General features: G+C 69.1%; 20 protein-coding genes. 17 read left to right on the forward strand and 3 right to left on the reverse strand.

Going from position 1 to position 23,978, the window contains the following annotated elements:
* Positions 1 to 512 precede the first annotated feature (512 nt).
* The 11 genes from queE (at position 513) to AC6LJ2_RS19305 (ending at position 11,606) form a co-directional block, all read left to right on the forward strand.
* The gene (queE, locus tag AC6LJ2_RS19255) at positions 513 to 1,145 is read left to right on the forward strand and encodes a 7-carboxy-7-deazaguanine synthase (protein WP_263913212.1); all 633 of its coding nucleotides are present in this window, start codon (positions 513 to 515) and stop codon (positions 1,143 to 1,145) included.
* Positions 1,142 to 1,585 carry a 6-carboxytetrahydropterin synthase QueD gene (gene queD, locus AC6LJ2_RS19260; RefSeq protein ID WP_498151957.1) on the forward strand — a complete coding sequence of 148 codons (444 nt, stop codon included), beginning with the start codon at positions 1,142 to 1,144 and terminating at the stop codon, positions 1,583 to 1,585. The genes queE and queD overlap by 4 nt, the downstream gene beginning before the upstream one ends.
* 242 nt (positions 1,586 to 1,827) lie before the next feature.
* The gene (locus AC6LJ2_RS19265) at positions 1,828 to 2,301 is read left to right on the forward strand and encodes a MarR family winged helix-turn-helix transcriptional regulator (protein WP_263913210.1); all 474 of its coding nucleotides are present in this window, start codon (positions 1,828 to 1,830) and stop codon (positions 2,299 to 2,301) included.
* Positions 2,298 to 4,349 carry an FUSC family protein gene (locus tag AC6LJ2_RS19270; protein WP_263913209.1) on the forward strand — a complete coding sequence of 684 codons (2,052 nt, stop codon included), beginning with the start codon at positions 2,298 to 2,300 and terminating at the stop codon, positions 4,347 to 4,349. The genes AC6LJ2_RS19265 and AC6LJ2_RS19270 overlap by 4 nt, the downstream gene beginning before the upstream one ends.
* Positions 4,346 to 4,558 (forward strand): DUF1656 domain-containing protein, encoded by a 213-nt coding sequence (locus AC6LJ2_RS19275; RefSeq protein ID WP_025140452.1) that lies wholly within the window; start codon positions 4,346 to 4,348, stop codon positions 4,556 to 4,558. The genes AC6LJ2_RS19270 and AC6LJ2_RS19275 overlap by 4 nt, the downstream gene beginning before the upstream one ends.
* A 2-nt stretch (positions 4,559 to 4,560) precedes the next feature.
* On the forward strand, positions 4,561 to 5,481 hold the full coding sequence (locus tag AC6LJ2_RS19280) for an efflux RND transporter periplasmic adaptor subunit (protein WP_263913208.1): 921 nt from the start codon (positions 4,561 to 4,563) through the stop codon (positions 5,479 to 5,481).
* A 59-nt stretch (positions 5,482 to 5,540) separates the two neighbouring features.
* Positions 5,541 to 6,962, forward strand: coding sequence for an efflux transporter outer membrane subunit (locus AC6LJ2_RS19285; protein ID WP_498151958.1), 1,422 nt, complete (start codon positions 5,541 to 5,543; stop codon positions 6,960 to 6,962).
* Positions 6,963 to 7,158: 196 nt separating this feature from the next.
* Positions 7,159 to 7,992, forward strand: coding sequence for a hypothetical protein (locus AC6LJ2_RS19290; protein WP_498151959.1), 834 nt, complete (start codon positions 7,159 to 7,161; stop codon positions 7,990 to 7,992).
* Between the two features lie 14 nt (positions 7,993 to 8,006).
* The gene (locus AC6LJ2_RS19295) at positions 8,007 to 9,740 is read left to right on the forward strand and encodes a thiamine pyrophosphate-binding protein (protein WP_263913205.1); all 1,734 of its coding nucleotides are present in this window, start codon (positions 8,007 to 8,009) and stop codon (positions 9,738 to 9,740) included.
* 41 nt (positions 9,741 to 9,781) lie between these two features.
* A complete protein-coding gene (locus AC6LJ2_RS19300) occupies positions 9,782 to 10,771 on the forward strand; it encodes a tripartite tricarboxylate transporter substrate-binding protein (RefSeq protein WP_263913204.1) in 990 nt (329 codons plus the stop codon).
* 1 nt (position 10,772) lies between these two features.
* Positions 10,773 to 11,606: an SDR family NAD(P)-dependent oxidoreductase gene (locus AC6LJ2_RS19305; protein ID WP_498151960.1), complete on the forward strand. Its 834-nt coding sequence runs from the start codon at positions 10,773 to 10,775 to the stop codon at positions 11,604 to 11,606.
* Between the two features lie 115 nt (positions 11,607 to 11,721).
* On the opposite strand, the gene AC6LJ2_RS19310 is transcribed toward AC6LJ2_RS19305, so the two are convergent.
* Both AC6LJ2_RS19310 and ypfH read right to left on the reverse strand, forming a co-directional pair.
* On the reverse strand, positions 11,722 to 12,522 hold the full coding sequence (locus AC6LJ2_RS19310) for an IclR family transcriptional regulator (RefSeq protein WP_175216595.1): 801 nt from the start codon (positions 12,520 to 12,522) through the stop codon (positions 11,722 to 11,724).
* 40 nt (positions 12,523 to 12,562) lie between these two features.
* The gene (ypfH, locus tag AC6LJ2_RS19315; protein ID WP_263913201.1) at positions 12,563 to 13,279 is read right to left on the reverse strand and encodes an esterase; all 717 of its coding nucleotides are present in this window, start codon (positions 13,277 to 13,279) and stop codon (positions 12,563 to 12,565) included.
* Between the two features lie 70 nt (positions 13,280 to 13,349).
* Between ypfH and AC6LJ2_RS19320 the strand changes: the two genes are divergently transcribed.
* On the forward strand, positions 13,350 to 14,882 hold the full coding sequence (locus AC6LJ2_RS19320) for an amino acid permease (RefSeq protein WP_498151961.1): 1,533 nt from the start codon (positions 13,350 to 13,352) through the stop codon (positions 14,880 to 14,882).
* A 40-nt stretch (positions 14,883 to 14,922) separates the two neighbouring features.
* Here AC6LJ2_RS19320 and AC6LJ2_RS19325 read toward each other — a convergent pair whose 3' ends face one another.
* Positions 14,923 to 15,975 carry a cache domain-containing protein gene (locus tag AC6LJ2_RS19325; protein ID WP_498151962.1) on the reverse strand — a complete coding sequence of 351 codons (1,053 nt, stop codon included), beginning with the start codon at positions 15,973 to 15,975 and terminating at the stop codon, positions 14,923 to 14,925.
* Between the two features lie 300 nt (positions 15,976 to 16,275).
* Between AC6LJ2_RS19325 and imuA the strand changes: the two genes are divergently transcribed.
* The 5 genes from imuA to AC6LJ2_RS19350 all read left to right on the forward strand — a co-directional run bounded on the left by imuA (position 16,276) and on the right by AC6LJ2_RS19350 (position 23,898).
* Positions 16,276 to 16,974, forward strand: a complete 699-nt coding sequence (gene imuA, locus AC6LJ2_RS19330; protein WP_445656514.1) for a translesion DNA synthesis-associated protein ImuA — start codon at positions 16,276 to 16,278, stop codon at positions 16,972 to 16,974.
* Positions 16,904 to 18,373 carry a Y-family DNA polymerase gene (locus AC6LJ2_RS19335; protein ID WP_263913197.1) on the forward strand — a complete coding sequence of 490 codons (1,470 nt, stop codon included), beginning with the start codon at positions 16,904 to 16,906 and terminating at the stop codon, positions 18,371 to 18,373. Before imuA ends, AC6LJ2_RS19335 begins: the two co-directional genes overlap by 71 nt.
* A gap of 28 nt (positions 18,374 to 18,401) precedes the next feature.
* On the forward strand, positions 18,402 to 21,626 hold the full coding sequence (locus tag AC6LJ2_RS19340) for an error-prone DNA polymerase (protein WP_263913196.1): 3,225 nt from the start codon (positions 18,402 to 18,404) through the stop codon (positions 21,624 to 21,626).
* A 119-nt stretch (positions 21,627 to 21,745) separates the two neighbouring features.
* Positions 21,746 to 22,624, forward strand: coding sequence for an amidohydrolase family protein (locus AC6LJ2_RS19345; protein WP_498151963.1), 879 nt, complete (start codon positions 21,746 to 21,748; stop codon positions 22,622 to 22,624).
* A gap of 53 nt (positions 22,625 to 22,677) precedes the next feature.
* A complete protein-coding gene (locus tag AC6LJ2_RS19350) occupies positions 22,678 to 23,898 on the forward strand; it encodes an MFS transporter (RefSeq protein ID WP_498151964.1) in 1,221 nt (406 codons plus the stop codon).
* Positions 23,899 to 23,978 lie beyond the last annotated feature (80 nt).

The following is a 23,978-nucleotide window of genomic DNA, read 5'->3' on the forward strand; positions in this document are numbered from 1 at the left end:
ACTGGTAACGGCGACGCGACGCAATTGGCAACCACCCCAAAGCCAGAACGCCCTGCCCCGCCGCGCAACGCCCCCTGGCCGACGCAAGACACCACGTAAGCCGATGAGGCCGCCCGCGCGGCCGAAAGCGGCGGGCCCCGCAAATCTCTATGCAAGCCCCGACGCAGCAGCGCCCCAATCCTCGAAACCCGTAGCCCGCGGGGCTGGGCCTTGTTGTGGCGAGCAACCTCGATGCGCCCGAGGGAATCCGTAGGAGTCGCCGAAGGCGAGGACGAGGATGACAACGGGGCAGTCCGGAGCGAAGGCTCCGGACCGCAATCGTGGGCGCTCGCCACAACAAGGCCCAGCCCCGCGGGCGACCTACGAAGAACCAATCGCAGCAAGCAAAACCAACCACCCGCCCAAGAAAACAAGCAAGAACAAATCCCCACCACCAGCAAGCCCAGAATCACCCATTCCCCAGAAAGACTAAAATAATCCGCTTTTGCCCCATTCCAGCCCCCCGCAAGTCCATGACCTACACCGCCAAAGAAATCTTCAAGACCCTGCAAGGCGAAGGCGCCCACGCAGGCCGTGCGGCGGTCTTCTGCCGGTTCGCGGGCTGTAACCTCTGGACCGGCCGCGAAAGCGACCGGGCCAGCGCCGCCTGCAACTTCTGCGACACCGACTTCATCGGCACCGACGGCCACGGCGGCGGCAAATTCGCCACCCCCGACCTGCTCGCCGACGCCATCGCCACCGCCTGGGGCGAAACCACCGACAACCGCTACGTCGTCTTCACTGGCGGCGAACCCCTGCTCCAGCTCGACGAGCCGCTGCTTGCCGCCATCCATGCCCGCGGCTTCACCGTCGCCATCGAAACCAACGGCACCGTCAAACCGCCCCCCGGCATCGACTGGATCTGCGTCAGCCCCAAAGGCACCGCCCCCGTCGTCATCGAACGCGGCAACGAGCTCAAGCTGGTCTACCCCCAGCCCAACGCCCTGCCGCCCAACTTCGAACACCTCGACTTCCAGCACTTCTTCCTGCAGCCCATGGACGGCCCCGCCCGCGTCGCCAACACCGAACAGGCCGTTCAATACTGCATGCAGCACCCGCAATGGCGACTCAGCCTGCAGACCCATAAATACATAGGCATTCCATGATTTCCGTGACCCGCAGGCTTGAATTCGACGCCGGCCACCGCATTCCCGACCACCGCAGCCAGTGCCGCAACCTGCACGGCCATCGCTACGTGCTTGAAATCACCCTGACCGGCGACATCGTCCAGGCCCCCGGCGAATCCGACAACGGCATGTTGATGGACTTCTCCGAAATCAAGCACATCGCCAAGACCCACATCGTCGATGTCTGGGACCACGCCTTCCTCGTCTACGAAGGCGACGCCGCCGTGCGCGGTTTCCTCGATACCCTGCCCGGCCACAAAACCGTCGTGCTCGACCGCATTCCCACCGCCGAAAACCTGGCCGCCATCGTCTTCGCCACCCTGGCGCCGCACTACCACGGCCACTACGGCGCCGACCTGCGCCTGACCCGCGTGCGCCTGTACGAAACGCCCAACTGCTGGGCCGACTGCAACGGCTGACGCCGCACCGCCCGGGGCCTGCTGACAGGCCCCGGCTGACCGGCCTGCCGGCCTTCACGGACCGCGGCTGACGCCTGTCTCATCGCAGACACGCCCGTCGCCGCCGCTTCCCCGCCCCTGACGCGTCCCCGGCTTTCCATCCACGGAAAGCCTGCCCCCTATTCTTCCGATTGGAAAAATCTATGGAGATATTCGCCATTTTCAATTAATAGTAAGCTAATAGATAGGATACAATCGAATTCATGAACCCGCCCACCGACTCCCAACTCATGGCTACCACCGCAAACCTGATCGTGCTGTCGCGCGCCTATCGCGGCGCGGCCGACAAGGCGCTGGCCGACTACGGCCTGTCGCAAGCCACGGCCTGGCCCGTCATCCTGACCGGCCGGCTGGGCGACGGCGTACGCCAGGGCGCGCTGGCCGAAGCCCTGGGCGTCGAAGGCCCCTCGCTGGTGCGCGTGCTCGATCAACTGGTGGCCGCGGGCCTCATGGAACGGCGCGAAGACGCGCACGACCGCCGCGCCAAGACCCTGCACCTGACCGAAGCCGGCCATGCCCTGCGCAAACAGGTCGAAGACGTGCTGGTGGAATTGCGCCGCCGCCTCTTCGACGGCGTCAGCGAAGCCGACCTGCAGGCCTGCCTGCGCGTGTTCGACACCTTGAAGACTGCGCTGGGCCGCGGCACGGCCGGGGCCCAAGAGGACCGGCGCCCATGAAATTGCCGAACGTCCGCGAGACCATTTTTTCGCTCAAGAGCTATATCAGCGCCATCATGGCGCTGTATCTCTCGTACAGCATCGGCCTGCCCCGCCCGTTCTGGGCCATGACCACCGCCTACATCGTGGCCCAGCCCTGGTCCGGCGCCGTGCGGTCCAAGGCCCTGTACCGCCTGGTCGGCACCTTCTGCGGCTCGGCCATGACCGTCTACATGGTGCCGCGCCTGTCGAATTCCCCCGTCGTCATGACCGCCGCCATGGTGGCCTGGGTCGGCGCCTGCCTGTACCTGTCGGTGCTGGACCGCACGCCGCGTTCGTACCTGTTCATGCTGGCCGGCTACACCGCCGCCATGATCGGCTTTCCCAGCGTGTCAGACCCGTCGCTGGTGTTCGATACCGCCCTGGCGCGCGTCGAGGAAATCAGCCTGGGCATCGTCTGCGCCACGCTGGTCCACAGCATCGTGCTGCCGCGCGGCCTGGCGCCCGCCCTGACCCTGCAGCTGGACAAGGCCGTGCGCGACGCCAAGCTCTGGATCCACGACACCCTGAGCGGCCAGAACGCCGACCAGAAAGACCGCGACCGCCGCGTGCTCGCCAACGACATCACGCAGCTGCGCCTGTTGTCTACCCACGTGCCGTTCGACACCAGCAACCTGCGCTGGACCGCCGGCGCGGTGCGCGCCATGCAGGACCAGATTTCCGCGTTGACGCCGGCCGTGTCCGCCGTCGAAGACCGCATGCGGGCCTTGCAGGCCAACGGCCAGCCCCTGCCCGAGCCCGTCTCGCAGGTGCTGGCCGACATCTCGGAATGGATCAACGCCGGCGCCAAGGCCACCCACGAAACCGCCGTGCAACTGCGCGCCGCCGTCACCCAGCTGACGCCCGACATCGACAGCCGCTCGAGCTGGCGCGATGCGCTGCTGGCCAGCCTGATGACGCGGCTGCGCGAACTCATCGATACCTACGACGCCTGCCTGGCGCTGCGCCGGGAAATCCGCGCCGGCCTGGCCGGCGCCCCGCTGCGCGCACCGCGCGCCGAACGCGCCGCCAACAACACCAGCACGCTGCACCGCGACCACGGCATGGCGCTGCTGTCGGCCCTGGCCGCGGGCGTGGCCATTTCGGTCGTCTGCGCCTTCTGGATCGGCACGGCCTGGAGCAACGGCGCCACCGCGGCCATGATGGCCGCCATCTTCAGCTGCTTCTTCGCCTCGCAGGACAACCCCGTGCCCGGCATCATGCAGTTCCTGGTCTACACGGTGTATTCCATTCCGCTGTCGGCGCTGTACCTGCTGGGCATCATGCCCGCCATCCACTCGTTCGAGATGCTCGCGCTGGCGATGCTGCCCACCGCCTTCGTGCTGGGCGTCTTCATCGCCCGGCCCGCGTCCACCGGCAAGGCCATGGCCGTGCTGTTCGGGTTTCTGGGCACCATGGCGCTGCAAGACACCCACACCGCCGACCTGGTGTCGTTCATCGACACCCAGGTGGCGCAGTGCATGGGCGTGGGCGCGGCCGCCATCATCGCCGCCATCTTCCGCACCGTCAGCGCCGACTGGAGCGCCCGCCGCATCCAGGCCGCCAACTGGAAAGAACTGGCCGTGCTGGCAAGTTCGCCGCGCGCCCCGGCACGCCACACCTATGCCGCCCGCATGCTGGACCGCATCGGCCTGCTGCAGCCGCGCCTGGCGCTGGCCAAGCGGCCCGACGACCTGGTCGCCGCCGACGCGCTGAAAGACCTGCGCGTGGGCCGCGACATCACCGAATTGCAGCACGCCCGCCGCCACCTGCCCATGGCCGACGCCACCATCGCGCCGGTGCTGGACAGCCTGGCGCAGTTCTTCCGCGCCCGCTCGACGTGGCGCGCCGGTGAAAAGACGCCGGACATGCTGGCGCAGATCGACCGCGCGCTGGCCAGCGTCTCGGCCACGCCGGCCGGCGCCGCCGCCCGCGACCGCGCCGTCGTGGCCCTGGTGGGGCTGCGCCGCGCGTTCTTCCCGGACGCGGCCGACTATCAACCCGCCCATCCCACGCTGGAAACCCCATGATCGGCGAATTCAACCTCTACGGCATTTACTTCCCCTGGCTGCTGGTGCTGGGCGTGGTCACCCTGGGCGTGGCCTGGGCCGTGCGCCGCGTGCTGGCGCGCGCCGGGCTGTACCGCCTGGTGTGGCACCCCGCGCTGTTCGACCTGGCGCTGTTCGTGGTGCTGCTGTATGGCGTATCCCTTATTTCCCCTTATTTTTTGCAGAGATAGGTATGAAACTCCCCAATGCCCTGCGCCCCGCCGCCCTCGGCAAATTCGCGTTGACGGCCGCCGTCGTGGTGGCCGCCGTCGCCGCCGGCTGGCAGCTCTGGGTGCACTATGAAGTCGAACCCTGGACCCGCGACGGCCGCGTCAAGGCCTACGTGGTGCAGGTGGCGCCGGACGTATCCGGCCTGGTCACCGCCGTGCCCGTGCACGACAACCAGGACGTCAAGGCCGGCGACCTGCTGTTCGAGATCGACCGCGCGCGCTTCCAGCTGGCCTATGACCAGGCGCAGGCGTCCGTGCACTCGCAACAGGTGGCGCGCGAACAAGCCATGCGCGACGCCAAGCGCAACCGCTCGCTGGGCCAACTGGTGGCCGCCGAGGCGCTGGAACAAAGCCAGACCAAGCTGCAGCAGACCGAGGCCGCGCTGGCCCAGGCCGAAGTGCAACTGAACACCGCGCGCCTGAACCTGGAACGCAGCCGCGTGCTGGCCGTGACCGACGGGCGCATCACCAACCTGGACCTGCGCGCAGGTTCCTACGCCACCGCCGGCCGCGGCGTGATGGCGCTGGTCGATTCCAGCTCGTTCTACGTCGAAGGCTACTTCGAAGAAACCAAGCTGCCCGGCATCCACGAGGGCGACCCCGTCACCGTCACGCTGATGGGCGACAGCCGCCAGATCCGCGGCCACGTCGAGAGCATTGCCCTGGGCATCGCCGACCGCGACCGCAGCACCAGCGCCAACCTGCTGCCCAACGTCAACCCGACCTTCAACTGGGTCCGTCTGGCGCAGCGCATTCCGGTGCGCGTGAAGATCGACGAGGTGCCCGAAGGCGTGCGCCTGGTCGCCGGCCAGACCGCCACCGTGGCCGTGGGCGACGCCGCCGCGCCGCGCCCGGCCGAGCCCGCGGCCAAGCAGCCGTCCTGATCCCCACGCGACCTTCTTCAACCCTTTCAACCTATCGACAACGCCAAGCCGTAACCGCCATGAACACCAAATTCTTCCTGCCGCTGATGCTGGCCGCCGCGCTGGCCGGGTGCACCACCGTGGGCCCTGATTACCAGGTGCCTGCCGGGTCGGTCGCCACGCGGCAAAGCGCCCAGGTGCCGTTCACCGAAGCGCAGGAAGGCGTGTTCCAGCAGAACGAGGTGCCCGGCCACTGGTGGCGCCTGTACAACGACCCGACGCTGGACGGGCTGGTCGAACAGGCGCTGGCGGCCAACACCGACCTGCGCGTGGCCAGCGCCAACCTCGAACGCGCCCAGGCCGCCCTGCGCGAAACCCAGGCGCAGCGACAGCCCAGCCTGGGCGTGAATGCCTCGCCCACCTTCGGCCACGTATCGGGCATCCAGGAACTGGCGCCCGGCATCGATCCGCCCAACCGCTGGTCGTATTCGGCCGGCGCCAGCATGTCGTACCAGCTGGACCTGTTCGGCCAGATCCGCCGCGCCATCGAGGCGTCCAACGCCGATGCGCAATCGGCCCAGGCCGCCTACGACGCCACCCGCGTCACCGTCGCCGCCGAAACCGCGCGCGCCTACGCCAACCTGTGCGCGGCCGGCATGCAGCTGGCGTCGGCGCAGCATTCGGTCAAGGTGCAGCAGGAATCGCTGGACGCCGTGTCGCGCCTGCAACGCGCCGGCCGCGGCACCGTGCTGGACGTGACCCGCGCGCGTACCCAGCTGGAGCAGTTGCAGGCCAACCTGCCGCCCTTCCAGGCACAGCAGCGCACCGCGCTGTACCGTCTGGCCGCCCTGACCGGCCAGACGCCCGCCGAGATTCCCGCGTCGTTGCTGCAATGCGCCGCCGCGCCGAAGCTGACCCAGACCATCCCCGTGGGCGACGGCGCGCAATTGCTGCGCCGCCGTCCCGACATCCGCCAGGCCGAACGCAGCCTGGCCGCCGCCACTGCGCGCATCGGCGTGGCCACGGCCGACCTGTACCCCAAGATCACGCTGGGCCTGTCCGGCGCGTCGGGCGGCCCCGCCGCCATGTTCGGCGACCGCGGCACCTTCAGCTGGAGCGTCGGTCCGCTGATTTCCTGGACGCTGCCCAACACCGGCGCGGTGCAGGCGCGCATTGCCGAAGCCCAGGCCAACACCAAGGCTGCCGTGGCACGCTTTGATGCGTCGGTGCTGAACGCCCTGCGCGAAACCGAGAGCGCGCTGGTGGTCTACGCCCGCCAACTGGACCGCGAGGCGTCCCTGCGCGCCGCGCGCGACCAGGCCGCGGTGGCCGCCTCGCAGGCGCGCCAGCTGTTCCAGTACGGCAAGACCGACTACCTGACCGTGCTGGACGCCGAACGCACCCTGGCCGCCAACGAAAGCGCCCTGGCCGCCAGCCAGGCCGAACTCAGCAACGACCAGATCGCCGTGTTCCTGGCGCTGGGCGGCGGCTGGGAGAAGTAAGCGTCGCTGCGGGCGGGCCGCTCGGCCCCGGGCGCCTTTCCAGAAATTGATTTCCATAATATGGAGACATCATTGCTCCAGGGAAACGCACGCTCGTAGAATCGCCTGCAGAACATCATTGATATCTGCACGGAGACAACCCCGCCCTTGAGCGCCGTATCTGCGCCGCTTGGGTGCCGGGATAAAAATCCATAATATGGAATACGAGACAGACATCCGGGAAGCCCGCGTCCTGGACAGCATCACCAAGCTGGCGCCCGAAGATGCCGGCCGCGTGGTGATCGCCGGTTCGCACGGCGGCCGCTACGCCGCGTATTGCGCGGCCCGCGGCCGGGTCCGCGCGGTGGTGCTGAACGATGCCGGCGTAGGCTGGGAACAGGCCGGCATTGCGGGCCTGCACGACCTGCAGCAATGGGGCGTGGCCGCCGCCACGGCCGATTACCGCAGTTGCCGCATCGGCGACGGCGCCGACATGGCACGCCACGGCATCATCAGCCACGTCAACGACCTGGCCTATGCCCTGGGTTGCCGGCCCGGCATGGCGGTGGCGCAGGCGGCTGCCCGGCTGGCCCGGGCCGACCTGGCGCCCACCCACCCCGCACCGCAGAAAGAAGCGCGCCGCATCCTGGCCACCGGCACCGACGGCGCGCCGCTCGTCATCGGCGCCGATTCGGTCTCGCTGCTGGGCGCAGCGGACAACGGCCTGATCGCCGTCACCGCCTCCCACGGCGAGCGGCTGGCGGGTCTTGCCACCGACGGCGTGCGCGCCGAACCGCGGCTGGTGACCTTCAACGATGCCGGCATCGGCAAGGACAGCGCCGGCATCGGCCGCCTGCCCTTGCTGCAGCAGCGCGGCATCGCAGCGTTGACGGTATCGGCCCACAGCGCCCGCATCGGCGATGCCCGCTCATGCTTCGAAGACGGCGTGGTGTCGTCGGCCAACGCCCGCGCCCGCGACCTGGGCTGCCGCCCCGGCATGGCCCTGAAAACCTTTATCGACGCCCTGCTGACAGGGCGCGCAATCCACTAGGGAGCAACCTCCGCATGTCGGAAAAACTGGAAATCACGGGCGGCGAAGCCATCGCCCGCATGTTCGCGGCGCATGACGTCGGCCTGATGTTCGGCATGGGCGGCTTTCAGCTGCTGCCGTTCTACGACGCGGTGCGGCGCCTGAAGCTGAACCACAACCTGATCAACGATGAACGCTGCGCGGTGTTCGCGGCCGACGCCTATACCAAGGTCAGCGGCCGACCCGCCGTGTGCGATGCCACGCTGGGGCCGGGCGCGACCAACCTGGTCACCGGCCTGGCCGAGGCCTACAACGCCGGCACCGCCATGGTGGCGCTGGTGGGCGATTCGCACCGCATGCATTCCTGGAAGAACATGACCCAGGAAGCGCGCCAGCTGGAAGTGCTGCGGCCGGTGGTCAAAGACGTGCTGCGGGTCGAGAAGATCGAACGCATCCCCGAACTGGTGCGGCGCGCCTTTGCCATCGCCACCAGCGGCCGCCCCGGCCCGGTGGTGCTGGACGTGCCCGAAGACATCGCCCATGAAGTCCACGCCTTCGACGCCGCCGCCTTCCATGCCGTGGACACCTACCGCCGCGCGCCTGCGCTGCGCTGCCGGCCCGACGCCGATGGCCTGGCGCAAGCCGCCGCCATGCTGGCCGGCGCCGACCGCCCCCTGATGCTGTGCGGCGGCGGCGTGCACATCAGCGATGCCGCGCAGGCCGTGCAGGACTTCGCCCGGCGCTACAACATTCCCGTGGCCCACACCATGAGCGGCAAGGGCGCGATCGCCTGCAGCGACCCGTTGAACGCAGGCCTGTTCGGCCGCTACAGCCGCATCGCCAACGAACTGATATCCAAGGCCGACTGCCTGTTCGTGGTGGGCTGCAAGCTGGGCGAGGTGGCCACGCGCCGCTACGACCTGCTGTCCACGGGCGCCCCCATCATCCACCTGGACATCGTGGCCGAGGAATTCGACCGCACCACCACGCCCGCGCTGCGGCTGTGGGGCGACGTGCGCGCCACGCTGGCCGACCTGGACCGGCAACTGGCGGCGCTGGCCGATGCCGGCGATGCGCGCCGCCAGGGCTATGCCGACGAAGTGGGCCAGGCCATGCACGCCTGGCGCGAGTCGGTGCAGGCCAAGCTGACGTCGGCCGACCGGCCCATCGGCATGGCGCGGCTGATGCACGAAATCAACGCCAGCCTGCCCGAAGACGGCGTGCTGGTGGCCGACGGCGGCTTTGCCGCGCACTGGGGCGGCCTGCTGTTCGATACCAAGCGCGCGGGCCGCGGCTTCGTGCCCGACCGCGGCTTTGCGTCCATCGGCTACGGCATTCCCGGCGCCATCGGCGCGGCGGCCGCGGCCCCGGGCCGGCAGGTGGTCAGCCTGACGGGCGACGGCGGTTGCAACATGTCGCTGGGCGAACTGGAAACGGCCGTGCGCATGGGCCTGGCGTTCACACTGGTGGTGGTCAACAACGCCGCGTCGGGCTATATCAAGGCGCTGCAGCACCTGATGTACGGCAGCGGCAGCTACCAGTCGTCGGACCTGGCGGAAACCAATTACGCCAACGTGGCGCGTGCGCTGGGCTGCAACGGCATCCGGGTGGAGGACCCGGCCGAGATACCCGCCGCGCTGGCCGCCGCCTACGCCTGCCGCGATCGGCCGACGGTGCTGGACGTAGTGGTCACGCGCGACCCCGCGCACATGCTGCCGGGCGTGGACAGCCGCGCAGCCAAGATCAAGCCGGGCGACCGCATCGCCTGAGCCATTAAAAAAAACATAATCCCCAAGCGAGGAGACAAACCATGAGAATCCGCAACTGGCTGACCCTGGCGGCGACGGCCCTGGCCACCGCCCTGGCGGGCCCTGCCGCAGCCCAAGGCAATGCCGCGGGCAGCTACCCCGACCGCCCGATCCGCCTGATCGTGCCCTTTCCCCCGGGCGGCACGTCGGACGTGGTGGGCCGCATCTTTGCCGAAGCGCTGGGCAAGCAGATCGGCCAGCCGGTGGTGGTGGAAAACCGCGGCGGCGCCGGCGGCACGGTAGGCTCGCGCGCCGTGGCCAGCGCCACGCCCGACGGCTACACGCTGCTGCTGGGCACGTCCAGCACCAACGGCACCAATTCGGCGGTGTACAAGAACCTGCCCTACGACGCCATCAAGGACTTCACGCCGGTCACCCAGATCATCCGCGTGCCGGGCGTGATCGTGGTCAACAAGAACTTCCCGGCCAAGGACTACGCCGCGTTCTTCGCGCTGATCAAGGGCGCGCCGGGCAAGTATTCGTATGCGTCGTCGGGCAACGGCGGCGCCACCCACATGGCGATGGAATACTACAAATCGCTGTCGGGGCTGGACATGATGCACGTGCCGTACCGCGGCACCGGCCCGGCGCTGAACGACGTCATCGCCGGCCAGGTGCCCATTCTGTGGGACACGGCGGCCTCGTCCATGGCGCACATCCAGTCCGGCAGCCTGCGCGCCATCGTGGTGGCCGCCAAGACACGCCTGCCGCAACTGCCCGACGTGCCCACCTTTGCCGAGGTCGGCCTGCCCGACTACGACGCCGAAATGTGGAACGGCCTCTTGGCCCCCGCCGGCCTGCCCGCGCCCATCCTGGCCAAACTGAACGAAGCCTCGCGCCGCGCCCTGGCCGACCCCGAGGTGCAGGCCAAGTACGCCGGCGTGGGCGCCTACGTGGTCGCCGACCAGCCCCAGGCCTTTGCCGCGATGATCAAGGAAGACGTGGCCAAGTGGAAGAAGGTGGCCGACTTCGCGCATATTTCGGCGGACTGACATGGGCCAGGCCGAGATCCACGAAGGCAGCCGGCCGGGCGCGGGCCGGCGCATGCAGGGCAAGACCGCCCTGGTCTTTGGCGCCGGCTCGTCCGGGCCGGGCTGGAGCAACGGCCGCGCCGCCGCGGCCCTGTATGCCCGCGAAGGCGCGCACGTGTTCGCGGCGGACCTGCGCCCCGAGTCGGCCGAGGAAACCCGCCGCATCATCCAGGAAGAAGGCGGGCGCTGCACCGCGCTGGCGGCCGACGTGACCGACGGCGGCCAGATCCTGGCGGCGGTGCAGGCCATGCGCGAGCAGGTCGGCCGCATCGACGTGCTGCACAACAACGTCGGCATCACCGAAATGGGCGACCCCATCGAGGCCAGCGAGGAAAGCTGGCACCGGGTCATCGACACCAACCTGACCGGCGTGTTCCTGACCTGCAAGCACGTGCTGCCGGTCATGCTGGCCCAGGGCGGCGGCAGCATCGTCAATATCTCGTCGCTGGCGTCGATCCAGGTCAACACCTACCCCTACACCTCGTACTACGCCGCCAAGGCCGGCCTGAACCACCTGACCCGGGCGCTGGCGGTGCGCTATGCGCCCGACAACATCCGCGTCAACGCGGTGCTGCCGGGCGTGATGGACACGCCGCTGATCTACGCGCAGATCGCGGGCCAGTTCGAAGATGTCGAGGACATGCGCCGCCGACGCAACGCGGCCAGCCCGATGGGCCGCATGGGCGACGCCTGGGACGTGGCCCATGCCGCGCTGTTCCTGGCCAGCGACGACGCCCGCTACATCACCGGCGTGTGCCTGCCGGTGGACGGCGGCAAGTCCTGCGCGGGGCGGTAACGGCCAGCTTGCCGCATTGCGCGGCGGGGCCGGTTTGCCACATTGCGCGGCGGGGCCGGCCAGGCCTGGTCAGCGGTGCCGGTCAGCGATGCCAGCCAGATGCTTGCCGGGCCTGTCAGGCCCGCGGCGCCAGTTCCGCCGCCAGTTCCGTGGCGGCGCGCTGCAGCGATGCCACCACTTCCTGCAAGCGCGCACCCGACAGGCGCGAGCGGATCGCCGCCACGCTCAATGCGGCCACCACGTGCTGCGCGCGGTCGAACACCGGCACGCCCACGCCCAGCATATCGGGGATGATGCGGCCCGGGTTCAGCGCATAGCCGTGCTTGCGCGCCGCGGCGATGTCCTCGCGCAGCATGGCGGTGGACGGCAGGTCGGGCGCGGCCGACGCGTCGTAGCGCGCCAGCACCCGTTCGATGTCGTCATTGGGCAGGAACGCCAGCAGCGCCAGGCTGCCCGCCCCCACGCCCAGCGGGCGGCGGTGGCCCACTTCCAGCGTCAGGATCTTGATGGGGAAATCGCCCGTCTTGCGGTCGACGCAGACGGCCTCGTGGCCCGAGCGCACCGATAGAAAGCTGGTGTCGCCGGTGGACTGGGCCAGGCGCAGCACCGCCGATTCGGCGATGGCCTTGATGCCGTGGCGGCTTTCGGCCGCCAGCCCCAGGATGTACGACTCGCGCCCCAGGCTATAGGTCTTGAGCTTGGGGTTGAGCGACAGAAAGCCTTCCTGCAGCAGCGCCGCCAGCATGCGGTGCGCGGTGGGCGGGGTCAGGCCCAGTTCGCGCACCACGTCGGTCAGGCCCACGCCGCGCGCGGGCGCCGCGCCCACGTATTTCAAGATGCGCAGCACCCGGAAGATGCTTTGCGCACCGCCGACGGGGTCCGCATCGCGCGCAGCCGCGGATTTCGCGGGGCTCATCGGACAGCCCTCGTCCGGCAAGACGCTTGGGCGCGCGGGCTCAATGCAGCGTCGCGCCGTCGGGCGGCGTCTGGTTCAGGCCCAGCGCCGCTTCCCAGCTGCGCAGCGGCACGCAGGTCTGCAGCCGCACGATGGCGCGCTGGATCAGGGCCGGGTGCAGCTCGTGGCCCACGTGCGTGGCGATGTCGATGGTGGCATCGCCGTGCAGTTCGTCCAGCCGCGCCTGCGCGGCCTGGATGTGCGACACGTGCATCACGGGGTCGTCGGCGCCATGCAGCAGGTGCAGCGTGGTGTACATCGGCGCGGTCTTGGGCAATTGCGCGTAACGGCCCGAAAAGGCGATCACGCGTCCGGCCATGCCGTCGTGCGCCTGCACCAGTTCCAGCGCCATGATGGCGCCCTGCGAAAAGCCGGCCAGCGCGGTGTCGGACTGCAGCAGGCCGAAGCGGGCCTGGGCCTGGCGCACGTAGGCTTCCAGCGGCGGCATGGCCTGGGCCACGCGTTCGGGGCGATTTTCTTCGGACACGCCGCGCACCGAGAACCACTGGCGGCCCGTGCCGCCGCCGTCAAAGGGCTCGAAGCCTTCGGGGATCAGCACCGCCGCCGCGGGAAACGCGGCGCGCACGGCCTCGGCCAGCGGCAACAGGTTGTCGGGCGAGCCGCCCACGCCGTGCAGCAGGATGAACAGCTGGCGCACATCGGTGCCGGGCTCGGGCAAGAATTCAAGCGAGCGGGAAATCGGGGGAGAAGCAGCCATGTAACGGCTCCGCAAAGGCACTGGACAGGCCCATTGTAAAATGCGCGCCATACGCATTTCGACGCATTCCATGAAAACACCGACGACAGACTCGGGAAATCCTCCGGCCGGCCAAAACCAGTTGCACCGCGTGCTCAAGGCACGCCACCTGACCATGATAGCCCTGGGCGGCGCCATCGGCACCGGCCTGTTCATCGCGTCCGGCGCCGCCATCGCGCAGGCGGGCCCCGGCGGCGCGCTGATGGTCTATCTGCTGATCGGCCTGATGGTCTATTTCATCATGACCAGCCTGGGCGAGCTGGCCACCTTCATGCCCGTGTCGGGCTCGTTCTGCACCTATGCGTCCCGCTATGTCGACGGCGGCTTCGGCTTCGCGCTGGGCTGGAACTTCTGGCTCAGCTGGGCCACGGTGGTGGCGGTGGACGTGGTGGCCGCCCAACTGGTCATGGCGTACTGGTTTCCCGATACGCCTGGATGGATCTGGAGCATCCTGTTCCTGTCCCTGACTTTCGGGCTGAACGCCTTTTCGGCGCGCAGCTTCGGCGAGGCCGAATACTGGTTCGCCATCATCAAGGTGGTCGCCGTCCTGTGCTTCATCGTGCTGGGCGTGGCCATGCTGGCGGGCATCATCCACAGCGACGCGCCGGTGGGCGTGCGCAACTGGGCGGTGGGCGACGCGCCCTTCGTGGGCAACGCCGCCACCTGGGTGGGCGTGGCCATGGTGGTGGCCTATTCGTTCCAGGGCACCGAACTGGTGGCGGTGGCGGCCGGCGAATCCGAAAACCCGCGCCGCAACGTGCCGCGCGCCATCAACCATGTGTTCTGGCGCATCCTGCTGTTCTACGTGCTGGCCATCCTGATCATCGGCCTGCTCATCCCCTACACCGACCCGCAACTGCTGCGCAACGAAGTCGCGGACGTGGCCGTCAGCCCGTTCACGCTGGTGTTCCAGCACGCCGGGCTGCTGTCGGCGGCCACCGTGATGAACGCGGTGATCCTGACGTCGGTGCTGTCGGCCGGCAATTCCGGCATGTACGCCGCCACGCGCATGCTGTTCAACATGGCCGTCGAAGGCCAGGCGCCGGCCCTCTTCAGGCGCCTGACGCGCAGCGGCGTGCCGCTGTACGCGCTGCTGGCCACCACCGCGCTTGCCTGCCTGTGCATGTTCAGCGTGGTCTACAGCCCCAAGGCGGTCTACATCTGGCTGCTCAACTTCGCGGGCATGACCGAATTCATCGTCTGGCTGAGCATCGCGGTCAGCCATTACCGCTTCCGCCAGGGCTACATCAAGCACGGCTACGACACGGCCAACCTGCCCTACAAGGCCGGCCTGTTCCCGTTCGGCCCGCTATTGGCCTTCGTGCTGTGCCTGCTGGTCACGCTGGGCCAGAACTACCAGGCCTTTCTGGACGAGCGCATCGACTGGATCGGCGTGGCCTCGACCTACCTGGCGATTCCGTTGTTCCTGGCGTTCTGGATCGGCCACCGGCTGATACGCAAGTCGCACTGGATCCGCTACGAGGACATGCAGTTCTACGGCCTGGAGGCGGACCGCGCCGCCGGCGTCGGACACGAAGCCCCGCCGGCGGCCGTGCGGCCCTGACCCCGGCCGGAGCCGCCCGCGCGGCCCCGCTGCGATCACGTTATTCGAACGCCGCGCGCGGCCGCTGCGCGATCACGCCGTACCAGCCCAGGCCGGCGTAGGTCTCGTAGCCCGGCGTCACCGAAAACCCCACCAGGCTGTGGTCGGCGTTTTCGTAAAAGCCGCGAGGCCGCTCGTCGTGGCGCAGCACATAGCGCTCTTTCAGCGACACCGCGCCGTCGGACGCCGCAATGACGCGATGCTTGCTGTCGACCAGCATGCAGCGGGTGCGCGACCACTCGTCCTCGGACAGGCCCACCGACTTCACGATGCTGTCGGCCTGCTGGCTCCAGTCAAAGAAAATGCCCAGCACGCCCAGAGGCTTGCCGTGCTTGTCGGCGTCGCGCCGGATGGCGGTGGCGTAGGTGGCGACGTGGGCGCCGCCCAGCAGGCGTTCGCTGTCCACGTCCATGGCCACATAGTCGCCCCCGTCCGCCGTGTCCATGCCGCGCCGGAACCAGTCGGCGTGGGCCACGCTGGCGCCGCGCGTCTGCGGGTAGCGGTCGGGGCGGCCGCTGGCCACCACCCGCCCCTGCGCGTCGGCCACCCACAAGTCCAGATAGACCGTATAGCTGTCCAGGATCACGCCCAACCGTCCGCAGGCATGGCTGGCCGTGGCGGCGCCGGGCGCTTCCAGCGCCTGCACCACCGCCGAATCCGTCGCCCACCAGCGCACATCGCAAGACCGTTCGTACAGGTTGCGGTCCATGGTCTCGATCATGTTCAAGGCCAGGTCGCCCAGGCGCCGGCCTTCGTAGCCGCGGATCTCGTGCAGGGTGTTTTCGCCGATGCGGATCAGGTCGGCGATGGAGCCGGCCAATTCTTCTTTGAGCGCGTCGGCGATGCCCGTGATCTGCTCGGACACGTACTGCACCTGGTTAGCCACCACCGCGAATCCCCGCCCCGCCTCGCCCGAGCGCGCCGCTTCGATGCGCGCGTTCAGCGACAGGTATTTGGCCTGCTGGTTGATATCAACAATGCTTTCGATCTTCTCGTTCGAAATGCGCTCGACGCGACGCGAAAGTTCGACGATCTTTTCCGGTTGATGGGCCATGTTCAACACTCCGTTCATTGGTTGTTGTTGCGTGGGGAGACGGTGACATGTGGATACAAGCAGGAAGCGTGCCAAGTCAGGCCTGGGTGAACAACGGGCGTGACGGCCGCGGCGGTGTCCGTGACGGTCGCGTTCCGCGCCGGATCGGGATGCATGTTTCGCACCATGACGGTGCATAGTCAGGACACGTTCCGCTACGTCCGGCTCAGGTAAAATACTGTATATTCATACAGCAATATTGAATTCCAGGCGGCTTGCCTGGCCCTCCCCACCCCAGGAAAACCGGGTCGTCCGCCCGCCATGCAGTCTCCAGAACACATCCACCCCGCCGTGTGGCGCGCTACCCAGCTTGCCCGGGGCGCCGCCCGCAGCCTGCCCACCGGCCATGCCGCCCTGTCGGCCGAGCTGCCCGATGGCGGCTGGCCGCTGGGTTCGCTGATCGAACTGCTTACCCCGCAGCCCGGCATCGGCGAAATCCGCCTGCTGCGGCCGGCCCTGGCGCAGCTTGAAACCCGCCGCGCCATTGCGCTGGTGCAGCCGCCGCACGCCCCGCATATCGCCAGCTGGATGAGCTGGCGGCTGGATCCCCGGCAACTGCTGTGGGTGGCCCCCGAAAAACCCCTGGATGCCCTCTGGGCCGCCGAACAGATCCTTAAAAACGGCAGTTGCGGCGCGCTGCTGTGCTGGCTGCCCCACGTGCGCCCCGAATCCCTGCGTCGCCTGCACCTGGCCGCCCAGGCCAGCGACCTGCTCTTTGTCGCCCTGCGCCCGGCCAGCGCGGCGCAAAACCCCACCCCCGCCCCCTTGCGCCTGGCGCTTGCGCCCGCCGCGGGTGGGTTGTCCGTCCATATTCTCAAGCGCCGGGGGCCGGTCTGCGACACCCCGCTGTACGTGGGCCTCGAGCCCGGCGCCCTTACGCCTTCCCGCCATGCGCCTCTGGATCGCCGCCTACCTGCGCTGCCTGCCGCTGGACGCCCTGCGCCCGCACTGGCCGCATGAAGACCAGGCCTGCGCGGTCCTCGACCAGGAACGCGTGGCCGCCCTCACCCCCGCCGCCCATCGGGCCGGGGTGCGCCCCGGCATGCGCCGCGGCGGCGCGGCCGCCATCGCGCCCGACGTCGACCTGCTGACGCGCGAACCCCTGGCCGAAGCCGACACCCTGCAAGGCGCGGCCCTGGCGTTGCTGCAATACACCCCCGAAGTCGCCCTGGCCGACGACGACACCATCCTGCTCAACGTGGGCGCCAGCCTGCAGTTCTTTCGCGGGCCGCGGGCCCTGCATCGGCGCGTGGCGGCCACGCTGGGCGCGCTGGACCTGCGCGTCTCGCTGGGCATGGCGCCCACGGCGGCCGGCGCCTGGCTGCTGGCCCACCGTCCGGGGCGCGCCCGGCTGCGCCGCACCCTGGCGTTGCCCACGCTGGCGCGCCGCCTGGACGCCCTGCCCGTGGCCTTGTTGCCGCAGGCGCAGCCGCGCCTGGACTGGCTGCACGACATCGGCTGCCACACGCTGGCCGACCTGCGCGCCCTGCCGCGTGCCGGCCTGCAACGGCGCAGCACCCCCGACCTGCTGCAGGCCCTGGATGCCGCCTACGGCCAGTCGCCCGAACTGCACCGCTGGATCGAACCGCCGCCCAGCTTCTCGCGCCGCATCGAACTCATGGACTACGTCGAGCACACCGACGCGGTGCTGGCCGTGGCGCGGCGCCTGGCCGAACAGCTGGGCGGCTGGCTGGCCGCGCGGCAACTGGCGGTGCGGCGCGTGCTGCTGCGGCTGGACCACGAACGCGGCCGCCACGCCCGCCCGCCCACCGAACTCGAACTGGCCCTGGCCCAGCCCGTCTGGCAGGCGCCCCAGGTTCTCAACCTGCTGCGCGAAAAGCTGGGCCGGCTCACGCTCGAAGCCCCCGTCATCGCGGTGGCGTTGCTGGCCCCCGACACGGTCGACCAGCCCGCTGCCAGCACCACCCTGTTTCCCGAGCCCGGCGGCACCGCGGCCGACCACGCCCGGTTGCTCGACCTGCTGGCCGCGCGGCTGGGGCGCGACCAGGTGCGCCGCCCCTGTCCCACGCCCGACCACCGCCCCGAAGCCGCCAATTCCTGGGGCGACGCGCTGGATGCCCCGCAGCCGGCCGGCCCCCTGCCCCCCACGCTCGACCGCCCCTTCTGGCTGCTTGATCCGCCGCTGCTCCTGAAGCTGTCCGGCCACCGCCCGCAATACGCCGGCCAGGCCCTGCGGCTGATGCGCGGCCCCGAACGCATCGAAAGCGGCTGGTGGGACCCGGCCCTGACCGTACGCGACTACTTCGTCGCCGAAGACGCCGCCCGCGCGCGCTACTGGATCTACCGCGAACGCGACGACGAACACGCCCGCTGGTTCCTGCACGGCCTGTACGCCTGACGGCGCCCCTTCCGCCTCGCGATCCGCCATGCAACCGTTCGACGATTCCCCTGACGCCCCCGATCCGCTCATCGGGCTGCCCGGCTATGCCGAACTGCAGTGCCAGTCCAACTTCTCGTTCCTGCAAGGCGCCTCGCACCCCGAAGAACTGGCCGCCCGCGCCGCCGAACTCGGCTACGCGGCCCTGGCCATCACCGACGAATGCAGCCTGGCCGGCGTGGTGCGGGCCCACATGGAAGCCAAGACCCAGAAGCTGCCGCTCATCATCGGCGCCACCTTCCGGCTGCGCGCCGGCCCCGACGCCGCGCCGCTGGACCTGACCCTGCTGGCGCAAACCCGCGAGGGCTACGGCAACCTGTCCGAACTCATCACCCTGGCGCGCACCCGCGCGCCCAAGGGCGAATACCGCCTGGCCCCCGAAGACTTCACCGACCCGCCGCCCGGCTACGCCCACCTGCGCCACCTGCCCGAATGCCTGGCCATCCTGTCGCCCACCTACGGCGACGACCCCGACCGCATGGCCCAGCAGGCGCGCTGGCTGGCCGCCACCTTCGAACGCCGCGCCTGGGTCGGCCTGACCCTGCTGTACCGCTCGCGCGACGACCTGCATCGCGCCGCCGTCGAACACGCCGCGCAGGCCGCCGACCTGCCCGTGGTGGCCCTGGGCCAGGTGCAGATGCACGTGCGTTCGCGCAAGCCGCTGCACGACACCCTGACCGGCATCCGCACCCACCAGTCCGTGGCACAGTGCGGCTACGCGCTGGCCGGCAACGCCGAGCAGCACCTGCGCAGCCGCATGCGGCTGGCCAACCTGTATCCGCCCGACGCCCTGGCCCAGACCCTGGTGGTGGCGCGGCGCTGCGCGTTTTCGCTGGACGAACTGCGCTACGAATACCCCGACGAAATCGTCCCGCGCGGCCACACGCCCGCCACCTTCCTGCGCCAGGAAACCCTGGCCGGCGCCGCGCGGCGTTTTCCGGCCGGGGTGCCGGCCAGCGTCTCCGAGCAGATCGAAAAAGAACTGGCCCTGATCGCCGACCTGCACTACGAAGCCTACTTCCTGACCGTCTACGACATCGTGCTGTTCGCCCGCCAGGCCGGCATCCTGTGCCAGGGCCGCGGGTCGGCCGCCAACTCGGCCGTCTGCTACTGCCTGGGCATCACCGAAGTCGACCCGCAACGCGGCAACAACCTGTTCGAACGCTTCATCAGCAAAGAACGCAACGAGCCGCCCGACATCGACGTCGACTTCGAACACCAGCGCCGCGAAGAAGTCATCCAGTACATCTACCAAAAATACGGCCGCCAGCGCGCCGCCCTGACCGCCGTGGTCATTTCCTACCGGCCGCGCAGCGTGCTGCGCGATACCGGCCGCGCGCTGGGGGTCGACCTGGGCGTGATCGACACCGTGGCGCGCGCCCACCAGTGGTGGGATGGCAAGAAGGAAATGCTGCGCACCCTGGGCACCTGCGGGCTGGACCCCGAATCCCGGGTGGCGCGGCAATGGGCCGCGCTGGCCCAGACCCTGATGGGATTTCCGCGCCACCTGTCGCAGCATCCGGGCGGGTTCGTCATCTCGCGCGGCAAGCTGTCGCGGCTGGTGCCCATCGAAAACGCCGCCATGGCCGACCGCAGCGTCGTGCAATGGGACAAAGACGACCTGGACGCGCTCAAGCTGCTCAAGGTCGACGTGCTGGCGCTGGGCATGCTGTCGGCGCTGCGGCGCACGCTCGAACTGGCCGGCCAGCGCCGCGGCCAGCCGATACGCCTGCAAGACATCCCCGAAGGCGACATCCCCACCTACGACATGATCTGCGACGCCGACACTGTGGGCGTGTTCCAGATCGAATCGCGCGCCCAGATGAGCATGCTGCCGCGCCTGCGGCCGCGCCAATACTACGACCTGGTGGTGCAGGTGGCCATCGTGCGGCCCGGCCCGATCCAGGGCGGCATGGTGCACCCCTACCTGCGCCGCCGCCAGGGCCGCGAAAAAGAAAGCTATCCCAGCGAAAAAGTGCGCGGCGTGCTCAGCCGCACCATGGGCGTGCCCATCTTCCAGGAACAGGTGATGCAGATCGCCGTGGTCGCGGCCGGCTTCACCCCCGGCGATGCCGACCAGCTGCGGCGGTCCATGGCCGCCTGGAAGCGCAAGGGCGGCGTCGACAAATACCGCACCAAGCTGGTGGGCGGCCTGCTGGCCCACGGCTACACGCTGGAATTCGCCGAAGCCCTGTTCCGGCAGGTCGAGGGCTTTGGCGAATACGGCTTTCCCGAAAGCCACGCCGCCAGCTTCGCCCTGCTTGCGTACTACAGTTCCTGGCTCAAGCGCCACGAACCCGAGGCCTTCCTGGCGGCCCTGCTCAATTCCCAGCCCATGGGCTTTTACCCCGCCGCGCAACTGGTGCAGGACGCCCGTCGCCATGGCGTCTGCGTGCTGCCGGTGGACGTCACCGTCAGCGGCTGGGACTCGGCGCTGCAAGCCCTGCCCGACGGGCACGCCCCGCGTCCGGCGCGCCCGCACGCACCCGCCCCGCATGAAACCCGCCCCGCCGTGCGGCTGGGCCTGAGCCTGATCCAGGGCCTGCGCGAAGACACCGCGCGCCGCATCGAAGCCGCGCGCGCCGACGCGCCCTTTGCCAATACCGGCGACCTGGCTCGCCGCGCCGCCCTGAACCGCCACGACCTCAACGCCCTGGCGGCCGGCGACGCCCTCTTGACCCTGGCCGGCCATCGCCGCCAGGCCAGCTGGGAAGCCGCCGCCAGCGTCCACAGCCGCGACCTGCTGCGCGACGCCGCCATCCACGAAACCGACGCCCCGACACTGGCCGCGCCATCCGAAAGCCAGACCGTCGCGGCCGACTACCGCAGCGTCGGCCTGACCCTGCGACGCCATCCCGTGGACCTGCTGCGCCCGCAACTGGCCGCCCGCAACTTCCAGCCCGCCGCCGTGCTCAACGGCTACCCCGACAAGCGCGTGGCCCGCGCCTGCGGCATCGTCACCGTGCGCCAGCGGCCGCAAACCTCCAAGGGCGTCATCTTCGTCACCCTCGAAGACGAGACCGGCCCCGTCAACGTGGTGGTGCGCCCCGAACTGATCGAACGCCAGCGCCGCGAACTGCTCGGCGCCAGCCTGCTGGGCGTGTACGGCACCTGGCAGAACGTCGACGGCGTGCGCCACCTGATCGCACAGCGGCTGGTGGACCTGTCCGACCTGCTCGGCGGGCTCAGCACACCCAGCCGCAACTTCCATTAAGGCGTCGCTCGCGCTGGCAAACCTCTGCTGGTCCTAGATGTGGGCGCTTTCTCCACATACGCAATTTTCTTCTCTACGATAGTGGCCTTCGCAACCCTCCCCCCGCAAGGACACGCTTCATGCCTGCCGCTCCTCCTGTCTGCCTGGGCCCGCTGCCCACGGTAGCCGCCGCCCGATTCAACCTTCCTCCAGGCGCTTGCGACACGCATGCCCACGTGGTGGCCGCCGACCCCCACGCCTACCCCTTCGTGCCTGAGCGCACCTACACGCCGCCGCCTGCCCCTGAAGCGTCTTACCTCGCCATGCTGGACGCCACCGGCATGACCCGGGGCGTGCTCGTGCAGATCAGTGTGTACGGCACCGACAACCGCTACTTCCTGGACGTGCTGCGGCGCCACCCGCAGCGCCTGCGCGGCGTAGGCGTGGTCGACCCGTCGGTGAACGACCGAGAACTCGATGCCATGCATGCCGCCGGCGTGCGCGGCCTGCGCGTCAATGTGCTTTTTGGCGGCGGCGTCGGTTTCGACGCCATGGAACCCCTGGCCCACCGCTGCGCCGAACGGGGCTGGCACATGCAATTCCTGCTGGATGCGCGCCACCTGCCGGAACTGATGCCGCGCATGCGCCGGCTGCCCGTCACCGGCGTGATCGACCACATGGGCCACATGCCCGTCGCGGACGGCACCGACAGCCCCGGTTTTCAGGCCATGCAGCACCTGGTGCAGGACCACGGCTGGTGGGTCAAATTGTCCGGGGCCTATCGCATCAGCGAACGCTTCGACGACTTCAACGACGTCACGCCATGGGCCCGCGCCCTGATCGAGGCCGCGCCCGACCGCATGCTCTGGGGCAGCGATTGGCCGCACGTCCATATCCCCCGCATGGTCGATACCGGCGGCCTGCGCAACCAACTGGCCGACTGGGCCCCCGACGCCGCCCTGCGCCAGCGCATCCTGGTCACCAACCCCGAACACCTCTACGGCTTTGCCTCGGCCTGAACCCGCCCGGCAACAGCGCGGACGCGTCCGCTCCCCCCTCACGGAGACCCCCCATGCAATGGTTTCGAGAATTGAATACGACCGAACGCCGCACCTTCATCGGCGCGTTCGGCGGCTGGGCCATCGACGCCCTGGATTTCATGGTTTTCACTTTCGTCATTTCCACCCTGATGACGCTCTGGCACATCGACAAGGGCCAGGCCGGCATGCTCGGCACGGTCACCTTGCTGTTTTCAGCGGTGGGCGGCTGGCTGGCCGGCATCCTGGCCGACCGCTACGGCCGCGTGCGCATCCTGCAATACACCATCATCTGGTTTTCCCTCTGCACCGTCGCCATCGGCTTCGCGCAGAACTTTGAACAACTGTTCGTCCTGCGCGCCCTGCAAGGCCTGGGCTTCGGCGGCGAATGGGCGGTGGGCTCGGTGCTGATGGGTGAAATCGTCCGCGCCCAGCATCGCGCAAAGGCGGTAGGCACCGTGCAAAGCGGCTGGGCCGTGGGCTGGGGCGCCGCCGCCCTGCTCTACACCCTGGCGTTTTCCGTGCTGCCGCCTGAATGGGCGTGGCGCAGCCTGTTCTGGATCGGTGTGTTGCCCGCTTTCCTGGTGCTCTACATCCGCAAGCACGTCCCCGAACCCGAAATGTTCCAAAGGCGCCAGGCCAGCGGTATCGCGGCGGCGTCGTTCTGGACCATCTTCTCGCCCGCCCTGCTCAAGACCACCGTCGTCACGGCGCTGCTGTGCACCGGCGTACAGGGCGGCTACTACGCCATCACCACCTGGTTGCCGACGTTCCTGAAAGTCGAACGCCATCTGTCCATACTCAATACCGGCGGCTACCTGCTGGTGATCATCGTGGGATCCTTCTGCGGCTACATCGCCGGCGCCTACCTGGCCGACCGCCTGGGTCGCCGCGCCAATCTGCTGATCTTCTCGGTGCTGTCCGCGGTCAGCGTCTACGTCTATACGCAACTGCCCCTGACCAACAGCCAGATGCTGGTGCTGGGCTTTCCGCTGGGGTTCGCCGCTTCGGGCATTTTCAGTGGCATCGGCGCCTACCTGACCGAACTGTTCCCGTCCAGCGTCCGCGCCACCGGCCAGGGCTTCGCCTACAACTTCGGTCGCGGGGTGGGTGCCCTGTTTCCCAGTCTGGTGGGGTTTCTCAGCCAGCAGCAAGGCTTGGGCTGGGCGATCGGCGTATTTGCCGCGGGGGCCTATGCCGTCGTCATCCTGACCGCGCTGTTGCTGCCCGAAACCAAAGGACGCCAGCTGCAATAGCACGCTTGCCGGCCAAGCGCGGCACGGGCGGCTGGTCTATGATGTTTTTCCCCGGCGCTGAAACGTTTGCAGTGGATGCG

The sequence above is a fragment of the Achromobacter sp. 1014246743 genome, from assembly GCF_059760725.1.